This window comes from Halomonas bluephagenesis, assembly GCF_054790765.1.
The window spans coordinates 4,077,437-4,093,901 of sequence record NZ_CP133631.1 but is presented as its reverse complement, the minus strand read 5'-3'; the positions used below and the strand labels follow the sequence as shown (position 1 = coordinate 4,093,901).

The 16,465-nt window shown below is 50.0% G+C and carries 18 protein-coding genes and 4 tRNA genes; 12 read left to right on the top strand and 10 right to left on the bottom strand.

Features of this window, described 5'->3' with window-relative positions; all coding sequences use genetic code 11:
- The first annotated feature begins 70 nt into the window (after positions 1–70).
- On the top strand, positions 71–1,183 hold the full coding sequence (gcvT, locus tag REH51_RS18715; RefSeq protein ID WP_009724482.1) for a glycine cleavage system aminomethyltransferase GcvT: 1,113 nt from the start codon (positions 71–73) through the stop codon (positions 1,181–1,183).
- A gap of 51 nt (positions 1,184–1,234) precedes the next feature.
- Here the strand turns inward: gcvT and REH51_RS18710 are convergent, their stop codons facing one another.
- The 3 genes from REH51_RS18710 to REH51_RS18700 form a co-directional block, all read right to left on the bottom strand.
- On the bottom strand, positions 1,235–2,002 hold the full coding sequence (locus REH51_RS18710; RefSeq protein WP_039869695.1) for a LysM peptidoglycan-binding domain-containing protein: 768 nt from the start codon (positions 2,000–2,002) through the stop codon (positions 1,235–1,237).
- A gap of 122 nt (positions 2,003–2,124) precedes the next feature.
- Positions 2,125–3,006: a 1-acylglycerol-3-phosphate O-acyltransferase, YihG family gene (gene yihG, locus REH51_RS18705; RefSeq protein ID WP_009724480.1), complete on the bottom strand. Its 882-nt coding sequence runs from the start codon at positions 3,004–3,006 to the stop codon at positions 2,125–2,127.
- Between the two features lie 146 nt (positions 3,007–3,152).
- Positions 3,153–4,046 (bottom strand): LysR family transcriptional regulator, encoded by an 894-nt coding sequence (locus REH51_RS18700; RefSeq protein ID WP_009724479.1) that lies wholly within the window; start codon positions 4,044–4,046, stop codon positions 3,153–3,155.
- 147 nt (positions 4,047–4,193) lie between these two features.
- Between REH51_RS18700 and REH51_RS18695 the strand changes: the two genes are divergently transcribed.
- Entirely contained in the window at positions 4,194–4,892 is a 699-nt protein-coding gene (locus tag REH51_RS18695) for a CoA transferase subunit A (protein WP_009724478.1), read from the top strand.
- A gap of 45 nt (positions 4,893–4,937) precedes the next feature.
- On the top strand, positions 4,938–5,603 hold the full coding sequence (locus REH51_RS18690; RefSeq protein WP_498936543.1) for a CoA transferase subunit B: 666 nt from the start codon (positions 4,938–4,940) through the stop codon (positions 5,601–5,603).
- 27 nt (positions 5,604–5,630) lie between these two features.
- On the opposite strand, the gene REH51_RS18685 is transcribed toward REH51_RS18690, so the two are convergent.
- Positions 5,631–6,398 carry a VOC family protein gene (locus REH51_RS18685; RefSeq protein ID WP_009724476.1) on the bottom strand — a complete coding sequence of 256 codons (768 nt, stop codon included), beginning with the start codon at positions 6,396–6,398 and terminating at the stop codon, positions 5,631–5,633.
- 122 nt (positions 6,399–6,520) lie between these two features.
- Positions 6,521–6,784, bottom strand: coding sequence for a GrxA family glutaredoxin (locus REH51_RS18680; RefSeq protein ID WP_009724475.1), 264 nt, complete (start codon positions 6,782–6,784; stop codon positions 6,521–6,523).
- 139 nt (positions 6,785–6,923) lie between these two features.
- Between REH51_RS18680 and hybE the strand changes: the two genes are divergently transcribed.
- Positions 6,924–7,361: a [NiFe]-hydrogenase assembly chaperone HybE gene (gene hybE, locus REH51_RS18675; protein WP_009724474.1), complete on the top strand. Its 438-nt coding sequence runs from the start codon at positions 6,924–6,926 to the stop codon at positions 7,359–7,361.
- A gap of 76 nt (positions 7,362–7,437) precedes the next feature.
- Positions 7,438–8,211, top strand: a complete 774-nt coding sequence (locus tag REH51_RS18670; RefSeq protein WP_009724473.1) for a 3-hydroxybutyrate dehydrogenase — start codon at positions 7,438–7,440, stop codon at positions 8,209–8,211.
- Between the two features lie 52 nt (positions 8,212–8,263).
- Here the strand turns inward: REH51_RS18670 and REH51_RS18665 are convergent, their stop codons facing one another.
- Genes REH51_RS18665 through REH51_RS18655 form a run of 3 tightly spaced genes read right to left on the bottom strand, consistent with a single transcriptional unit; the run spans position 8,264 to position 10,538 of the window.
- Positions 8,264–8,803, bottom strand: coding sequence for a response regulator transcription factor (locus tag REH51_RS18665; RefSeq protein ID WP_009724472.1), 540 nt, complete (start codon positions 8,801–8,803; stop codon positions 8,264–8,266).
- A gap of 36 nt (positions 8,804–8,839) precedes the next feature.
- A complete protein-coding gene (locus REH51_RS18660; protein WP_498936541.1) occupies positions 8,840–10,114 on the bottom strand; it encodes an ATP-binding protein in 1,275 nt (424 codons plus the stop codon).
- A gap of 7 nt (positions 10,115–10,121) precedes the next feature.
- Entirely contained in the window at positions 10,122–10,538 is a 417-nt protein-coding gene (locus tag REH51_RS18655; RefSeq protein WP_009724470.1) for a hypothetical protein, read from the bottom strand.
- A 149-nt stretch (positions 10,539–10,687) separates the two neighbouring features.
- On the opposite strand from REH51_RS18655, the gene pyrC reads away from it, so the two are divergent.
- Entirely contained in the window at positions 10,688–11,725 is a 1,038-nt protein-coding gene (pyrC, locus tag REH51_RS18650; RefSeq protein ID WP_498936539.1) for a dihydroorotase, read from the top strand.
- Positions 11,726–11,808: 83 nt separating this feature from the next.
- Here pyrC and mtnN read toward each other — a convergent pair whose 3' ends face one another.
- Both mtnN and folD read right to left on the bottom strand, forming a co-directional pair.
- On the bottom strand, positions 11,809–12,516 hold the full coding sequence (mtnN, locus tag REH51_RS18645; RefSeq protein ID WP_009724468.1) for a 5'-methylthioadenosine/S-adenosylhomocysteine nucleosidase: 708 nt from the start codon (positions 12,514–12,516) through the stop codon (positions 11,809–11,811).
- 48 nt (positions 12,517–12,564) lie between these two features.
- Entirely contained in the window at positions 12,565–13,431 is an 867-nt protein-coding gene (gene folD / locus REH51_RS18640; protein WP_009724467.1) for a bifunctional methylenetetrahydrofolate dehydrogenase/methenyltetrahydrofolate cyclohydrolase FolD, read from the bottom strand.
- A 245-nt stretch (positions 13,432–13,676) separates the two neighbouring features.
- Between folD and REH51_RS18635 the strand changes: the two genes are divergently transcribed.
- The 6 genes from REH51_RS18635 to REH51_RS18610 all read left to right on the top strand — a co-directional run bounded on the left by REH51_RS18635 (position 13,677) and on the right by REH51_RS18610 (position 16,260).
- Positions 13,677–13,753 (top strand) — tRNA-Pro (locus REH51_RS18635).
- 92 nt (positions 13,754–13,845) lie between these two features.
- Positions 13,846–13,922 (top strand) — tRNA-Arg (locus REH51_RS18630).
- A gap of 57 nt (positions 13,923–13,979) precedes the next feature.
- Positions 13,980–14,054, top strand: a tRNA-His gene (locus tag REH51_RS18625).
- Positions 14,055–14,100: 46 nt separating this feature from the next.
- A tRNA-His gene (locus REH51_RS18620) sits at positions 14,101–14,175 on the top strand.
- A gap of 527 nt (positions 14,176–14,702) precedes the next feature.
- Positions 14,703–15,944: an NAD(P)/FAD-dependent oxidoreductase gene (locus tag REH51_RS18615; protein WP_009724466.1), complete on the top strand. Its 1,242-nt coding sequence runs from the start codon at positions 14,703–14,705 to the stop codon at positions 15,942–15,944.
- A 106-nt stretch (positions 15,945–16,050) separates the two neighbouring features.
- Entirely contained in the window at positions 16,051–16,260 is a 210-nt protein-coding gene (locus tag REH51_RS18610) for a putative motility protein (protein ID WP_009724465.1), read from the top strand.
- The last annotated feature ends 205 nt before the right edge of the window (positions 16,261–16,465 follow it).

The following is a 16,465-nucleotide window of genomic DNA, read 5'->3' as shown; positions in this document are numbered from 1 at the left end:
CGATAAGCTGTAATAGAGCCGGGAAGCCAGTCATGGCTTTCCGTTTCTCTTTCTCGACCGAGGAAATCCCATGACCGACCTTAAACAGACGCCACTCCATGAATTGCATCTTTCGCTAGGGGCCAAAATGGTTCCCTTTGCGGGTTATGACATGCCGGTGCAATACCCATTGGGTGTCAAAAAAGAGCATGAGCATACGCGTCAGCAATGTGGGCTGTTTGATGTTTCTCACATGGGCCAAATAGCGGTGTCGGGCGACAATGTTGCCGAGGCGCTTGAGTCCCTAATCCCAGCCGACCTGGTGGGGTTAAGCAAAGGTGAGCAGCGCTATGGGCTCTTAACCGGAACTGATGGCGGTATTATCGATGATCTAATGGCCGTCAATGCAGGTGATCACTTTTATCTAGTCGTTAATGCCGCCTGCAAAGAGCAGGATATTGCTCATCTACGCACTAATCTTGGTGCTACTCATCACATTGAGGTGCTTGATCGTGGCTTGCTGGCGCTGCAGGGGCCCCAAGCTAGGGATGTCATGAAGCGATTGTGTCCAGATGCGTGTGAGCTAACGTTTATGCAGCATGGCCGCTTCACAATGTCTGGTCAGGAAGTATGGATTAGTCGTAGCGGTTATACGGGTGAAGATGGCTTTGAAATATCAGTGGCCTCTGAGACCTGCCAGACATTTGCAGAGCAACTGCTAGCAGAACCCGAAGTCGAAGCGATTGGCTTGGGTGCACGCGACTCGCTTCGTTTAGAAGCAGGGCTGTGTTTGTATGGGCACGATATGGATATGACGACGACGCCTGTAGAAGCTGGTCTTATTTGGGCGATTGGTAAGCCTCGCCGACATGGCGGTGAGCGTCCAGCAGGTTTCCCTGGCGCGGATCTTATTCTGCACCAAGTGGCCGCGAAAGATCATGCGCGTAAGCGGGTAGGGTTAGTGGCAGAAGGGCGTGCACCAGTAAGAGAGGGAGCGCTTTTAGTTGATGCAAAAGGCAATGAAATCGGTGTTGTAACTTCCGGTGGCTTTGGGCCTAGTGTGGGTAAGCCAATTGCCATGGGGTACGTGGGGCGTGAATGGGAAGCGCCAGAGACCACCGTTTATGCGTTGGTGAGAGGTAAACAGTTACCGATGGCTGTGACAGCTACTCCATTTGTGAAACCAGGCTATTATCGCGGTTAATACAGACACTGTTCATCAAAAAAGCCCCTGAAAAATCAGGGGCTTTTTTCTTCACCTTAATACTTGCCGGGGGTCGATAGGCTTTCCGCCTTGCCGCAGGTCGAAAAGCAAGTCGTAGCGCTGTGTCGCACTGCTTTGGCCGACATCACACAGTGGGTCGCCGGTACTCACTTGCTGGCCGACACGGACTAAAATGCGTTCGCACAGTGCATAGACGGTTTGCAAGTTGTCTGCATGATGAATAATGACGACATCTCCAAGTTGACGCATTCCATCAGCAAAACGCACTTCACCTGGAGCCACTGCTTGGGCTTTGGCACCTGCCTGGGTAGCCAGTAGCATAGGTTGTAACGTACCACGGCTATCCGCACCAAAGCGGCGCACAATGCGATAGTCCTCTAAGGGCCAAGGCCAGCGGCGTGCAGAAGCAGGTAGGCTAGCGCTCGGGGTCGGCGTTGATGCTGGCTGGCTGGTACGGGCATTGCTTGTGCTGCTTGAGGCGCTGCTGCTGCTAAGCGGTACACTGACAATCTGGCCGACTCTGAGCGCTGTGGGTGACGTGCTTGGATTGGCACTCTGTATACGCCCTGATGTGGTGCCAAAGTGGCGGGCGATACTTGAGTAGGTATCGCCGGGCCGAATCTGGTAGCGATATGGTCCGCCAGAGGGCGCTCGCTCTTGTTGGGTAGGGATTAACAAACGTTGTCCAACATTTAAGCGTTGAGCATTTGCCCCAGGGTTGAAGCGTTCAAGACGTTCCAATGGAACGCTTGCTCGGTTCGCAAGTTGTCCCAGCGTATCGCCGCGCTGTACCTCTATCCATTCACCGTTTATTTGGCCTACAGTGCTGCTGGGCACAGTATCATTCTGGCCATTTGAAGAGGGTGAGCCAGCACATCCAACTAATACGGTTGTTAGCAGACAGACTGCTAACCACCGAGCTAGTCGTGGTTGGTTTGCTTGGCTAGCAAGGCGTCTTTTTCCTGCCAGAGTGAGTTGATCCATGCGTGGAAACGTTCCTTGTGCTGCTGTTCTTCGTGATAGTTGGCTTCGTTCATCCATTGGGGAATAGCGAGCTGCCTTGCGTTAAGCGTGATGCAAGCTTCTTTTCCGCATAGAAAACCCCAGAATGTTGGCGCTGGATTCTCATAGCTGATGGTTACATCCAAAATGCCATCTAGTTTGTCGCCAAGCAGGCTAAGCACCTGTGAGACACCGCCAGCCTTGGGTCTAAGTAAATGCCGAAACGGACTTTGCTGCTTTTCCCGCTTTGCCACAGTAAATCGTGTTCCCTCGACAAAATTAAATATTGCGATGGGTGCATTTCTGGCTTGTTGGCAAACGCGCTCTGTTGATTCACGATCAATAGTGGCGAGTTTAGGATTTTTGGCAATTTGTTCACGACTGAAGCGTCGCATAAAGGGGAATTCTAACGCCCAAAATGCCAGTCCGACGATAGGAATCCAAATTAACTGATGTTTCAAAAAGAATCTGGGCATTGGAATGCGGCGGTGCAGTGCCATAAAAAGGATGAAGATGTCCGTCCAGCTGCGGTGATTAGAGATAACCAACCACCATTGATGTGGGCTGAGTGAATCCGGAATACTGATGTTTACGTCAGGCTTTATCCAGCGGCGCATCCACCATAGGTTGGCGCCAATCCAATTGAGCGCAACGCTGCACAGGCCATTAAGAATCCTCTGTTTTTGATGCCGCCCTGGGGTGATGACTTTTAACAGTGTTAACAAAATGAGCGGCACGCCCCAAAACAGCGTCGTTAGCGTCAGCAATAACAGACTGACGACTCCTTTGGCAGTAGACATACCACATTTCCTTTTACGAATGATGACACTAGTGGCGCAATTCTAGTGTTAGGTGACTAAGGTATATGCGACTCAGTGTAAATGCTAAAGGATCACGCCCACGCTGCCCAGTACATTACGAAACCTTTGTACGCCGAACTGTTGGGTTAGGTAGTCAAGGTGGGGGTGTTGATACTTTCGATAAGCACCTTACGCAGTGCCTGGGCAGCGACCGATAACTCTTGGTGCGTCAGTATTCCGACCCGGCAGGCAATGCTTGGCGCGGTTAAGGGAACGCAGCGAGCGCCGAGTTGATGCATTTGTTGAATACACATAGAAGGCACGGCACTTGCGCCTAACCCATCTGCCACCATTCTACCAACGGTTGAGAGCTGATGGCTCTCAAAAGCAACAGGTAATTCAATGTGTTGTTTGGCAAGTTCTTGTTCTAACAGCCTGCGTACCATTGATGGTCGCTGTAAGGTAATAAAATCCTGTTGTAACAATGTGGCCCAGCTCAGTGTGCTGGCCTGAGCCAAGTCTGATTGAGGTGGAACAACAGCGATGAATTGGTCTTCAAAAAGTGGCGTAAACGTTAAGCTGCCGGTTCCTTCAGGCGAAAAGGCAATGCCGATCTCCACTTGGCGCGAACGGACCATGTCGATGACTTCTTCATTGATTACATCGTGGACAGTAATATTAATTTTAGGGTATTGCCGACGAAAGGTAACCAGCGCGCTGGGCAGCAAATTACACGCAAAAGAGGGCATGGCTGCTACGCTTAAACGGCCCAGCTGGAGAGTGAAGCGCTGGCGCAGCCGCTCTTCGGTATTATCCCATTGGGCAAGCAAATGCTTTGCTAGTGGGAGAAGGGACTCACCCTCTGGTGTGAGCCGTACGCTACGGGTACTGCGTATCAACAGTTTCCCCCCTAGCGAATCTTCAAGCCCCTTAATGGCCAAACTGAGTGCTGGTTGAGACAGGTGCAAGCGTTCACAGGCTTGTGTAAAGCTCAGGGTTTGAGCTACTGCAAGAAAGGCACGAAGTTGCTTGACGGTCATACTGACCCTTTTATAAGTTATTTATATAAATTGATAAGAAAAACAAACTTAACAAATATATCATCTGGTACAACACTGGTTACATAGATCCAGCCGCATCATAACGACGCGTGCAACGTACCACCGATAATAATGCGAGGCATAACAATGGCAGGATTCGATAAGCGTGTATCTTCCTATGAGGAAGCAATGGAAGGTATCGAAAGTGGCATGACCGTTATTGCTGGCGGTTTTGGCCTTTGCGGCATTCCTGAAAATTTGATCGCTGAGATTAAACGGCGGGCTGTCACCGATCTAACGGTAGTTTCTAACAATTGCGGCGTTGATGGTTTCGGGCTGGGCGTGCTGCTCGAAGATCGTCAGATTCGTAAAATTCTCGCTTCTTATGTCGGTGAGAACGCAATGTTTGAACAGCAAATGCTCAATGATGAAATTGAAGTTGTGCTAACACCTCAAGGCACGCTGGCCGAGAAAATGCGTGCCGGTGGTGCGGGTATCCCTGCATTTTATACCGCTACAGGTTACGGCACGCCTATCGGTGAAGGTAAAGAAGTACGTGAATTTAATGGCCGCCACTATATTTTAGAAGAAGCCATCACCGGCGACTTTGCGATTGTTAAAGGGTGGAAAGCGGATCGATACGGCAACGTCATGTATCGGCATACGGCACAGAACTTTAATCCGATGGCAGCCACTGCCGGAAAAATAACGGTTGTAGAAGTTGAGGAAATTGTTGAACCAGGCGAATTGGAGCCAAGCCAGATCCATACACCCGGTATCTATGTGGATCGCATTATTCAAGGCTCATTCGAGAAGCGAATCGAAAAACGTACAGTACGTAGCTGATTGTTCACCGGTTTAAACATTTTTACTCAATAAGAGGTATACACCATGGCTTTAACACGTGAGCAAATGGCACAACGCGTTGCACGTGAACTTGAAGATGGCTTCTACGTCAATTTAGGTATCGGCATCCCCACCTTGGTAGCTAACTACGTGCCTGACGGCATTGATGTCATGCTGCAGTCCGAAAATGGCCTGTTGGGCATGGGGCGTTTTCCCACCGAGGAAGAAGTTGATCCTGATATGATCAACGCTGGTAAGCAGACAGTCACTGCTCGCCCAGGGGCTGCTATTTTCTCGTCAGCAGAATCATTCGCCATGATTCGTGGCGGTCATGTGGATTTGACCGTGCTGGGTGCTTTTGAAGTGGACCAAGAGGGTAATATTGCGTCGTGGATGGTGCCAGGCAAGCTCATTAAAGGGATGGGCGGCGCGATGGATTTGGTCGCTGGCGCAGAAAACATCATCTGTACCATGACACATGCTTCGAAACACGGTGAATCCAAGCTCTTAGAGAAGTGTACGCTTCCCTTAACCGGGGCCGGTTGTATTAATCGCGTATTGACCGATCTCGCTTATTTAGAAATTAAAGATGGTGCTTTTATTCTTAAAGAGCGCGCACCGGGTGTCAGTGTCGAAGAAATTGTTGAAAAACCAGCCGGTAAACTGATCGTGCCTGATCACGTTCCTGAAATGACTTTCGACGCCGAATAAACCCGTAATGGGCGTGAGCTAATTAGCTCACGCCATTTCACAGCGAGTGTGGAAAGGGAGCAAAATTTCAGCAATACGCTCATGGTCGTCACCGACATGTTTTTGCACAAGTGCTAGACCGCCCAAGCAAAGACGATGCTCATCGCCTAAGCTGAAAACGGTTTTTTGCGGCATCGCCGGGTAGAAGCGATGTTCAAGGAGTGGTGAAACGGAAAATACGCCGTTTTGTTGGCCTTCAAAGCTGGGCATGCCGCAGGCATCAAGCTGACTATTCAGAGTATCTAAGGATTCGCCAATCGTTGAGCAGTCAAAGCCTGCGTGATGCAGTCTGGGCCCCATGATTGCTAGCCAAGCAGCGAGGGGATGTGCCTGTTGCAGCTGCTGATAAAGTGCCCAAGAGGGCATTGGCCATGGACGTCCGCGGCATAGCAAATTTTGTCCTTTGCAATCGGCCGGGTGGCTTTGCAAAACAAGCTGCGTTAGCGCTTCTCGAGGTGCTTTTGAAAGCGTACCAAGCTGCAGTTCTGCCAATACTAGCCAACTGCTATTGTCATTAGGCGCAAGCAAGTGCACCAACAGGCCTTTATCGGCCATGGCGTAATGGCCAACTGAGCGGTAACCCATATGGGCAAGGCTGGCGCTTAGTTCGCTTGCAGCAAAGGGGCCATAGTTTAGGGTGACCAAGGTTAAATACTCGGCTGACGTATTTAGTGGCCACAGTCTCAATCCGCCAAGGTCTGGATGTGTATGTACATAGTCCAGCCAAAGCTGTTGAACAAACTCCTCTCGCTGCATTGGGGTACCCTCGCCGCCTAATCGAACGTCACATGAACTGTCATATAAATTGTGCTACTTCAGTATAGGCAAGCGAAGATTTGCTTGTTCAACGGGTGTAAACGTCAATTTTAACGCCTGAGTTAAGAGGCCAGGAGCTGCCGTTGGCGCACAAAATGGTCGAACTCAGTAAAGCCGCCTATGTGCTGTTGATCAACAAACACTTGGGGAACCGTATGAATAGGCTTCCCAGCCGTTTTTGCAATATTTTCCTTGGTAACGCCTTCTGAAGGCATATCAACGTAGCGGTAGCCTTCTATCTTTCCATTACTCTCTAAGTGTTCTGCAAGATGCTTTGCACGAACGCAGAAGGGGCATGACATGCGGCCAAAAATTACCACAAACATCGCAGAAACTCCTTTAGGATAAAGATCTATCAAAATTGATCGCCTATTGTGGCGTAGCCCACTGAGTTTGGCCAATAGCGCTACACTACACGCGCCATTAAGCCGCGTTATGGGTGATTGTTTAATAATCGGAAAACGTATGCGAACCCTAGCTGCCCAAGAATACGAACGCTTAGCCGAATTAGCGTTGCATTATCGAGATGCTCATCTGCGTTCAATGAAGCAGGCGGGTCATTATAACCCTCGTCTTGGTGTTGATGCGCTGTGTTTCCAGCCCTGGGAAGGGGAATCTGCGCCGCTACTGGTAGGTGCGTTAATAACACCTTGTGCGATGTGGTTGGTTGCCGTGCCAAGTCGCGTTCAGCCTGATCCGCTGGGCAGTGCGTTGCGTCTCAACCTTCCTTCAGGACACTATTCGCTCTCATGTGAACAATTGCCTAATGGCAGCGAGCTTTATAAGCGCGTGGTTCTGGAGGACTTAAGTGATCTTGAAAGTATGCAGGAAGCTGCTCGGCTGGCTCAGCGTATGATGATGCAACTAATGGCATCTGATAAATCTTCTCCAGAGGTTGAGTAGGCAGAAATGTCAGCCTCTATCTACACTGTCTGTTCTTGCACTTTCACTATGAATAATCTCACTAAAAGGAACGTTTATGTCCTCTGAAAAAGCTGTCACACCTCGTGTTGCCGTGGTCACTGGCACCAGTAGTGGTATTGGTGAAGCGGTGGTGAAGCATTTCTGTGAACAGGGTTTTCAAGTGTTAGCAGTAGACTTTAACCCTGCTGGTAAAGAAGTGGCTGACGCGGCCGGCGCGGCGTTTTATCAAGGGGATTTAACCGATCCCGACGCGTGTCGTGGAGCGATTGCTGATGCGGTGAAACGTTTCGGTGGTGTCGATATTTTGGTTAATAATGCGGGTATTCAACACGTTGCTTCTATTGAGACTTTTCCTGAAGAGAAGTGGCGTCAAATTATAGATTTAATGCTAACAGCACCTTTTCTACTTACTCAGGCAGCATGGCCTCATATGCGTCAAAAAGGCTGGGGACGTGTAATTAATATTGCGTCTGTTCATGCGCAAGTGGCTTCACCAGGCAAATCAGCTTATATCAGCGCCAAGCATGGCATGATCGGACTGACGAAAACGGCTGCTTTAGAAGGTGGTGAGCAGGGTATTACCGCCAATACTATTTGCCCCGCCTATGTGAAAACACCGCTGGTAGATAACCAGATCGCCGACCAAGCCAAGCTTCATGGCATGGATGAGCAAGAGGTGATTGAAAAAATCATGCTAAAAAACGCAGCTATTAAACGCTTGATCGACCCTTCCGAGGTTGCTCATTTAGTTGCTTACTTGGCATCCGATGCGGCAGGCGCTGTGACGGGTTCAAGTTGGAACATAGATTTGGGGTGGACCGCCCAATAATATCAAGCTGAAACTCCGCTCTTTGGGCTGCTTTAGCGCAAAGAGCGGAAAGCTACCGACGTACAGGGCGCTTCTGTAATTTACGTTGTAACGTCCGCCGGTGCATGCCGAGAGCCCTAGCCGTTGCTGAAATGTTGCCATCATGCTCCTGCAGCACCTTCTGAATGTGCTCCCAGGTTATACGGTTGATAGAGGGGGGGTTGTCGGCTAGCTCAATATTTGGATCACCATCTTGGTGGTCAAAGGCCGCAATAACATCGTCAGCATCGGCAGGTTTGCACAGGTAGTTAATAGCACCAAGTTTGATGGCTTCTACCGCTGTGGCGATACTTGAATATCCCGTTAACACGACAATGCGGCAATTCGGTGCGCTTGCCAGCATGTCGGGAAGCAGCTTGAGGCCAGAGCTGTGCTCAAGTTTCAGATCGAGTGTTGCCATCGTTGGCATGAACTGCGTGATCAGCGTCATTGCTTGATCAGCATCGTGAGCAACTTTTACCTCAAAACCACGGCGTGTAAGTGCTCTGCTCAACACGTGACAAAACATTTCATCATCGTCGACGATTAAAAGGCGTTGGTCTTGCGTCTGCATGATGTCCTCGATTTTCTGGCGAATGCTGCGTCGCTGTTACTTATCAGGGGCGGAACAAAGAGGCAACGTCACTTCCGTTAACGTACCGCCTTCAGGATGATTGTACAGGCTTACTCCACCACCGAAACGATTAATGGTGGCGTGGGTTAAAAACAGCCCAATCCCCATGCCTTTGCTTTTGGTGGAAATAAACGTGTCACCTAGCTGATCAGCAATCGACATGGCGATGCCAGGGCCATGGTCGCGTATATCAATGACAACGCTTTCATCTTGCCAATCCAAGCGGATAGCAATTTGCTCTGGATTAGCGTCGGCGGCGTTATTGAGTAAATTGGTTAACGCTTGGTCTAATGTGGCATCAACGGCTAACCAGGGGCGGCCGCGTTTTTCGGCAACTTCAAAGAGGTGGCTAACATCAGGCCTAATAACGAGCCAGCGTTGCACAACTGCTGCTAACCATAGCTCAGCGTCTAGTACTTCAGGTTCTGCCATGCGTCGACGGTCAGCCGTCGTAACTAGGTGTTGTAGGCGCGATTTGCACACATCTACTTGTTGACGAAGGATAGATATATCTTGTTGCAAGGTGGAGTCATGGGGGGCGTCCTGGTGCATTTCATTTAGCAGCACGGCCATGGTTGATAGCGGCGTGCCGAGCTCATGGGCCGTGCCAGCGGCCTGGGTGGCGACTGCCAGCACTTGTTCATTGCGCAGCGCCGCTTCTCGGGTACGTGATAGTGCTTTGTCTCGATTGCGCAGGGCGTGAGCCATCTTGTAGATAAAGAACGTGACCAAGCCGGCTGATAAACCGAAATTAAGCCACATACCCAACACATGAAGGCTTAGCGGACCGTCGCTGTTAATGTGTCCCAACTGTGGTATTGGGTGATAAAAGAACATCAGGTAGGTGTAACCTGCCATTGCACAGGCGGCAATGATCCAGGCGTGCCGCCAAGGAAGGGTGGCGGCGGCAATAGTGACAGGCACTAAATAGTAAGTAATAAAGGGATTTGTTGAGCCGCCTGAAAAATAAAATAGCAGCGTTAAGCCTGCAATATCTGCCAGTAAGTGGGCAAGGTACTCAAAATGGTTAACCGCTTTTGGTCTGCCTAATCGCCACCATGTGGCGATATTGAGTATCCCCATGGCAATCACAACACTGACGACTGCAGTCACCGGTAAATCGAAAGCGAGCAGTTCAATGCCAACGATAATGGCCAGTAAAAAGCCGGTCCAGGTGATACCTCGTACGATCGTTAGTCTAACGAGGTTACGGTTTGGCGTTGAAAGCGGGAGAGGCAGGGCGGGAGGCATAGCGTGGTTATTTGCTCGATGCTTTCACGTTGTGAATAACAAATTTTATAAATAACGTCATTACGAACGTCAGCCATCCCGCAGAGGCAAGCAAGTTGAATAGCAGCATTTTAGGCGGTAGCCAGGTGCTGCCCAGCACGGCCTCTAACAGGATATGGAAAAACATAGCGAGCAGGAGTGGTAACGCTAGCGTATGAATCCACATGTCAGTGCGGCGCTTACGTACGTGGTAGCGTTTCAACAAATAACGCATCGGGCGGTGTGCCCAGCCGAGTAGCACCAATGCACCAACAACAAATAGGACAGCCAGTGTCGGTTCGGTACTTCCATAATACATTGAAAAGGATATCGACCAGGCAAGACCAAGCCATAGTAATCCTTCAATACTGGCGATAATGTCCGCATAGCGACGCACATTCTGCATAAAAAACTGAGTCCTTGATCTTACAAAGTGCCGCCATGATACGACACTTGAGAAGGGCTGTGGGATGGATAGGGGAGATTTATCCGTTACCCGTATTAGGTATACTGTTGTGACTCTTTTACTCGATTCATTTCTGCACAGGACTTGCCGTGGACGCTATTACGTTGACTCGCCCCGATGATTGGCATCTTCATTTACGTGATGATGAGGCGCTAAGCGCTGTGGTAGGTCATACCGCCGCCCAAATGGGGCGCGCGATTATTATGCCTAATCTAAAACCGCCGGTAACCACGACTGCTCAAGCGCTAGCGTATCGGCAGCGAATCTTAGCAGCATTGCCAGAAGGGAGTGCCTTTGAACCTCTGATGACGCTCTATTTAACGGATACGACCCCCCCCGAAGAAATTGAGCGTGCTGCTGAAAGTGGTGTTGTAAAGGCCGTGAAGCTTTACCCTGCGGGAGCTACCACCAACTCTGCGTCTGGCGTTACCGACATTGCACACTGCGATGACACTATTGCGATGCTAGCGAAAGTCGGTATGCCTCTATTGGTGCATGGTGAGGTGACCAATCATGAGATTGATATTTTTGATCGAGAGGCGGTGTTTATTGAGCAGGTTATGAAACCGCTTTTGGCTAGACACCCTAATCTCAAGGTAGTGTTTGAGCATATTACGACCCAACAGGCTGCCGAGTTTGTCGCTGCTGCGCCTGATAACGTTGCTGCCACGATTACGGCTCCTCACCTGCTGTTTAACCGCAACAAAATGCTGGCAGGCGGCATTCGCCCGCACTATTACTGCTTGCCTATTCTAAAACGCGAGCAGCATCGTCAGGCGTTATTAAAAGCGGCGACCAGTGGCAGGCCTAAATTCTTTTTGGGCACCGACAGCGCACCTCATGCCCAAGGTGACAAAGAATCTAGCTGCGGTTGTGCAGGGGCATATACAGCGCCTGCTGCCATTGAGCTTTATGCAGCAGCATTCGAAGAAATGCAGGCCTTGGACAAACTAGAAGCGTTTTCCAGTCTCAATGGGCCACGTTTTTATGGGCTGCCAGCTAATGCTGACAAGGTTACCTTGGAGCGTCGTTCATGGAGCCTGCCTGCGTATTATCCTTACACAGCAGGCCAGCATATTATTCCGTTAATGGCGGGTGAGAGCCTTGCATGGAAGCTGAAAGCGTAGTCAGTATTGTTAGATAGCAGACCCAAAAAACGGAGCCGAACGGCTCCGTTTTTTTATCAAGCTTTAAGCGCTATTGCTTACGTCTATTTTTTTGCCAGCTCGATCAGCATCTGGTCCACCATCCGTGATGAGTGGTCAGCTGCTACGTCTAAAAACTGCTCGAATGACAGGTGGTTGTCACCACTTCCGGGTATATCAGAAAGCGCGCGAATGACCACAAACGGGCAGTTGTAGAGGTGACATGTTTGCGCAATAGCAGCGCCTTCCATCTCTACGGCTAACATGGTTGGGAACTGTTCACGGGTAGTCGCGACGCGTTCGGGGTCGGACATAAAGGCATCACCCGTGGCGATGAGACCTTCACGTACATTAACTTCGCCTAATGCTGCAATGGCGTTGCGGGCAATACCACGAAGATGCTTGTCTGCTTGGTAGGCCGCGGGCATTCCAGGTACTTGACCAAGCTCATAGCCAAAGACCACTGCATCCACATCATGGTGGCGAACTTCATCCGAAATAATCACATCACCAATATTAAGATCAGACGCAAAGCCGCCTGCGGAGCCGGTATTAATAATTGCATCAGGCTGGTGGCGCTCAAGTAGAATCGCGGCACCCACCGCCGCGTTGACCTTACCAATCCCAGACTGCAACACAATAATTTCTAGGCCGTGACGTGTGCCCGTATAAAAAACGAAGCCAGCATGCTCGTAGCGTTCAGCGTCTTCTAACTGGCCCGCCAGTATGTTCACTTCTTGCGCCATAGCGCCGATAATTCCAATACGTCGCACTTGCGTTTACTCCTTAAGAAATCGTTATCTGCAGTGGCGTTTGTAACACTACTGACCTAAGCCTTTATCGTGGCGTTCAGCGGCTTCTAGCGTGTTTTCAAGCAGTGTGGCAACGGTCATCGGCCCAACGCCGCCAGGCACGGGTGTAATGAAGCTGGCGCGTTCTGCTGCGGCTTTAAAATCAACGTCACCGGTGAGCGTGCCGTCTTCTTGGCGATTAATGCCAACGTCAATCACGATGGCGCCCGGCTTGATCCACTCCCCTTTGACAATGCCGGGTTTGCCGACAGCCACAACAACCAAGTCAGCGCGGCGCACGTGTGACTCAAGCTGTAGAGTGAAACGGTGGCATACCGTTGTAGTGCAGCCTGCTAGCATCAGCTCCAAAGCCATTGGCCGGCCGACAATGTTAGACGCGCCGACTACAGTGGCATCTAAGCCCCTTACGGCAATGCCACTATGGATCAGCATGGTCATGATGCCTTTAGGTGTGCAGGGCCTAAGCGAGGGCATGCGTTGCGCCAGCCGACCAATGTTGTAAGGGTGAAAGCCGTCGACATCTTTGTCTGGACGAATTCGCTCAAGAATAGGGCGGGAATCTAAATGCTCTGGCAATGGCAGTTGAACAAGAATGCCGTCAACCGTTGCATCGTCGTTTAACTGATCGACAAGCGCTTCTAATTCATGCTGCTGTGTATCAACAGGTAGTGCATGCTGGAAGGAGAGTATGCCAGCCTGCTCACAGGCGCGGTGTTTGTTACTGACATAGACATGGGAGGCTGGGTCTTCTCCGACCACAACAACAGCTAGTCCAGGTGCCCGCGCGCCAGCTTTCTGACGTGCGCTGATTTTCTCGGCAACTTGCTGGCGGACATTAGCGGCGATGGCTTTGCCATCGATAAGTTGGGCGGTCATGTAATAGAATCCCTGTGAAGGTTAGAAGCGAAGCTAAGTGACTAAGTTTAGGCCGTGGTGTTTACTGGAAGCGTGTCTGAGCGCAGGAGGTCACGGGCTTTCGAGAAGGGCTGATTTTCGCACGCTAGGGCGACAAGGCAAAGCTTCTAACGAATCAATCACTTTAGGTGTTGACTTTAAACTCAGAAATAGTAATATATGCCTCGCTTGAGACGGGACATGCAGCAGCGTCTAAGGTAAGAAATCGGGATGTAGCGCAGTCTGGTAGCGCGCCTGCTTTGGGAGCAGGATGTCGGGGGTTCGAATCCCTCCATCCCGACCACATACCTAGCGCGGAAGGTAGTAACTTGCTTTTCCAAACATTGGTTGTGGTCAAGTGCTCATCAGTATTCAGTCTCTTAGAATGCTTTATGTGCGCCCATAGCTCAACCGGATAGAGCAACGGCCTTCTAAGCCGTAGGTTGCGGGTTCGAGTCCTGCTGGGCGTGCCATTAAAAGCTTTTAGTGGACGCATTCGGTAAGGCATGTAAGTCAGTACTTCATCAATGGTGGATGTAGCTCAGTGGTAGAGCCCCGGATTGTGGCTCCGGTGGTCGTGGGTTCGATCCCCATCATCCACCCCATTTGATGACGCGTATTAATTATACGTATTACCAGTTTTAGGTTGTGGTGGATGTAGCTCAGTGGTAGAGCCCCGGATTGTGGCTCCGGTGGTCGTGGGTTCGATCCCCATCATCCACCCCATTAACCTTTTTAAACTTAAATATTTAATCACCTCATTATTTTCCATCGTTTTATCAATCCCCTTTATTAAGTTTTAAACTAAGCTGACTCGTGTTCGGCTTTTTTGCGTTTTTGGCCGCTCGTATTTTAATCGTCCTCTCAGCTTATTCTTTCTCTATGCAAACCTTTCCTAGGTTTTGCTTTTGATTTATTGCCCGCCAAATGAATTACCCTATCTGATATTGTTGCGGATTTTTCCTAGGCTTTATATCGCGATGCTACCTCTATGCAGTGCAAGTTTGTGCTTGATGAACCGTTTAAAAAGGTTTTTAGTAAGAAGCACTAGCACGTTTTGATACTCTTGAAGGCGCGAATAGTGAAGTCATCCGTATTATTTGTGGTTGCAAAATTTATTGCTGATATTTGGCCTTAAAACAGTTTTTTGAGCTATGTTAAAGCTGTTTGTTTGGTGATATTTTTCAGTAAGTTATTCGTTGAAAACAATCATCTGAACTGTGGTCGGTATTTTTTCTAGGGAGTGCAACACAATGGCGCGTCAAACGGTGGTTTTAGGGGCAGGTATGGTCGGTGTCAGCATTGCCTGGCAACTGCAACAGCGAGGTCATCAAGTAACACTGGTTGATCGTCGCCAGCCGGGCCGTGAAACCTCTTTCGGCAATGCCGGCATTATTCAGCGGGAAGCCGTGCGTCCCTATCCTTTCCCACGGGATATGAAAACCATACTGAGCGTGCTGCCAAACAAACGTGTTGATATTCGCTATCGGCCTGCCGGCATGATTAATGCTGCTTCGCCGTTGTTAAGCTATTGGCATAACTCCTCTAACCGGTTATATAAAAAAATCGTGCCTGAGTATGCGTCATTGATACAGCTCTGCTTAAAGACTCATGGCCCCATGATCGAAGCGGCCAATGCTGATCATTTAGTTCGCCGGGAAGGCTGGCTGGAGATCTATCGCACTCCCAGTAAACTTGCTCAGCGGGTGAAAGAGGCGGAGGAGGCGCGCGATCATTACGGCGTTCAATTTGCTGTTTTAGACCGTGAGGCACTGGTTGAGAAAGAGCCTGATATAAGCAGTGACATTACAGGCGCTATTCACTGGCTTGACCCTTGGACAGTTGCCGATCCAGGTGGTTTAGTTGCCGCTTATGCAGAAGCTTTTGTCCAACAAGGTGGGCGTATCCTGCAAACCGATATTCAGGGGGTTCAGCAGCAGGGCGAGCGCTGGCACATTGATACTGCTTCAGAAAGTTTAGAGGTAGATGAGGTGGTTGTTGCTCTGGGGCCTTGGGCGGGTAATTGGCTGAAAGGTTTAGGCTATCATTTCCCCACCTTTGTTAAGCGTGGCTACCATATGCATTACGCTACGCAGCCTTCTGCGAAGCTACACTACTGGTTGATGGATGCCGAAGTGGGATATCTACTTGCTCCAATGAACGCAGGTGTTCGTTTGACTACAGGGGCCGAACTTGATCGCCTTGAGTCGCCAGCAGATGAGCAACAGTTAGCTGATGCAGAAAAAGTTGCCCGTTCAGTTTTCCCGATTGGGGAGCGCCGAGATGCGGCTGCCTGGAAGGGTGCGCGGCCCTGTTTGCCTGATATGAAGCCTGTTATTGGGCCAGCTCCTAAACATCGTGGCTTATGGTTAGCTTTTGGGCATGGACATCAGGGATTCACCCTAGGCCCTGCCACTGGGCAATTACTGGCGGATATGATGGAAGGTAAGCCGACTGAGATTGACATGGCTCCTTTTAGGGCTGACCGTTTCTAAAATAGCATGTAGCCGTTTCCTAAGTGTTTAATAGGAGAGATGTTTGGTAGTAAAGCATGATGTTTGCTATTTTGGAGCAACATACCGCAAAACTGTGAGGTGAAAGATGGATGTTGCCGTAAGCAACGCAGTGAGCACCGCACTCTATATGAATCAAGCACAATCTGCTGAACAAGCACAGATGCAGCTTTTTAAGCAGTCTCTTGATATGCAAGCACAGCAAGTGTCGGAAGTACTTGCCTCTGCTAACATGGGGTCTCAGCCAGACCTTGCCCAAGAGGGCAGCGTGGGTACGCAAGTTAACACTTACGCTTAGCCAAGCAGAAATCAACGCTACACAGAAGCGCCGACCAGCTCGGCGCTTCTTCATATATTCCGTCAAGCTCCCTTCGCGATTTTCCTAGCTACTTGGCAGGCCCTTCTTTTTGATTATGCGAGTGGTTATCTTCTTGATCACCCCTTTGGTATCCATGGTATGCCGCAGCGGCCTAGTTGCGTTACCATATACCCATATAAACGCC

What these genes read in the sequence shown, in the direction of transcription:
- REH51_RS18695 (WP_009724478.1), top strand. Translation starts at nt 4,194, where the DNA reads ATGGCAGGATTCGATAAGCGTGTATCTTCCTATGAGGAAGCAATGGAA.
- folD (WP_009724467.1), bottom strand. Translation starts at nt 13,431, where the DNA reads ATGACCGCCCAACTTATCGATGGCAAAGCCATCGCCGCTAATGTCCGC.
- REH51_RS18655 (WP_009724470.1), bottom strand. Translation starts at nt 10,538, where the DNA reads ATGCAGAATGTGCGTCGCTATGCGGACATTATCGCCAGTATTGAAGGA.
- hybE (WP_009724474.1), top strand. Translation starts at nt 6,924, where the DNA reads ATGCGAACCCTAGCTGCCCAAGAATACGAACGCTTAGCCGAATTAGCG.
- REH51_RS18610 (WP_009724465.1), top strand. Translation starts at nt 16,051, where the DNA reads ATGGATGTTGCCGTAAGCAACGCAGTGAGCACCGCACTCTATATGAAT.
- REH51_RS18665 (WP_009724472.1), bottom strand. Translation starts at nt 8,803, where the DNA reads ATGCAGACGCAAGACCAACGCCTTTTAATCGTCGACGATGATGAAATG.
- REH51_RS18660 (WP_498936541.1), bottom strand. Translation starts at nt 10,114, where the DNA reads ATGCCTCCCGCCCTGCCTCTCCCGCTTTCAACGCCAAACCGTAACCTC.
- REH51_RS18670 (WP_009724473.1), top strand. Translation starts at nt 7,438, where the DNA reads ATGTCCTCTGAAAAAGCTGTCACACCTCGTGTTGCCGTGGTCACTGGC.
- REH51_RS18700 (WP_009724479.1), bottom strand. Translation starts at nt 4,046, where the DNA reads ATGACCGTCAAGCAACTTCGTGCCTTTCTTGCAGTAGCTCAAACCCTG.
- REH51_RS18685 (WP_009724476.1), bottom strand. Translation starts at nt 6,398, where the DNA reads ATGCAGCGAGAGGAGTTTGTTCAACAGCTTTGGCTGGACTATGTACAT.
- yihG (WP_009724480.1), bottom strand. Translation starts at nt 3,006, where the DNA reads ATGTCTACTGCCAAAGGAGTCGTCAGTCTGTTATTGCTGACGCTAACG.
- REH51_RS18690 (WP_498936543.1), top strand. Translation starts at nt 4,938, where the DNA reads ATGGCTTTAACACGTGAGCAAATGGCACAACGCGTTGCACGTGAACTT.
- REH51_RS18615 (WP_009724466.1), top strand. Translation starts at nt 14,703, where the DNA reads ATGGCGCGTCAAACGGTGGTTTTAGGGGCAGGTATGGTCGGTGTCAGC.
- gcvT (WP_009724482.1), top strand. Translation starts at nt 71, where the DNA reads ATGACCGACCTTAAACAGACGCCACTCCATGAATTGCATCTTTCGCTA.
- REH51_RS18680 (WP_009724475.1), bottom strand. Translation starts at nt 6,784, where the DNA reads ATGTTTGTGGTAATTTTTGGCCGCATGTCATGCCCCTTCTGCGTTCGT.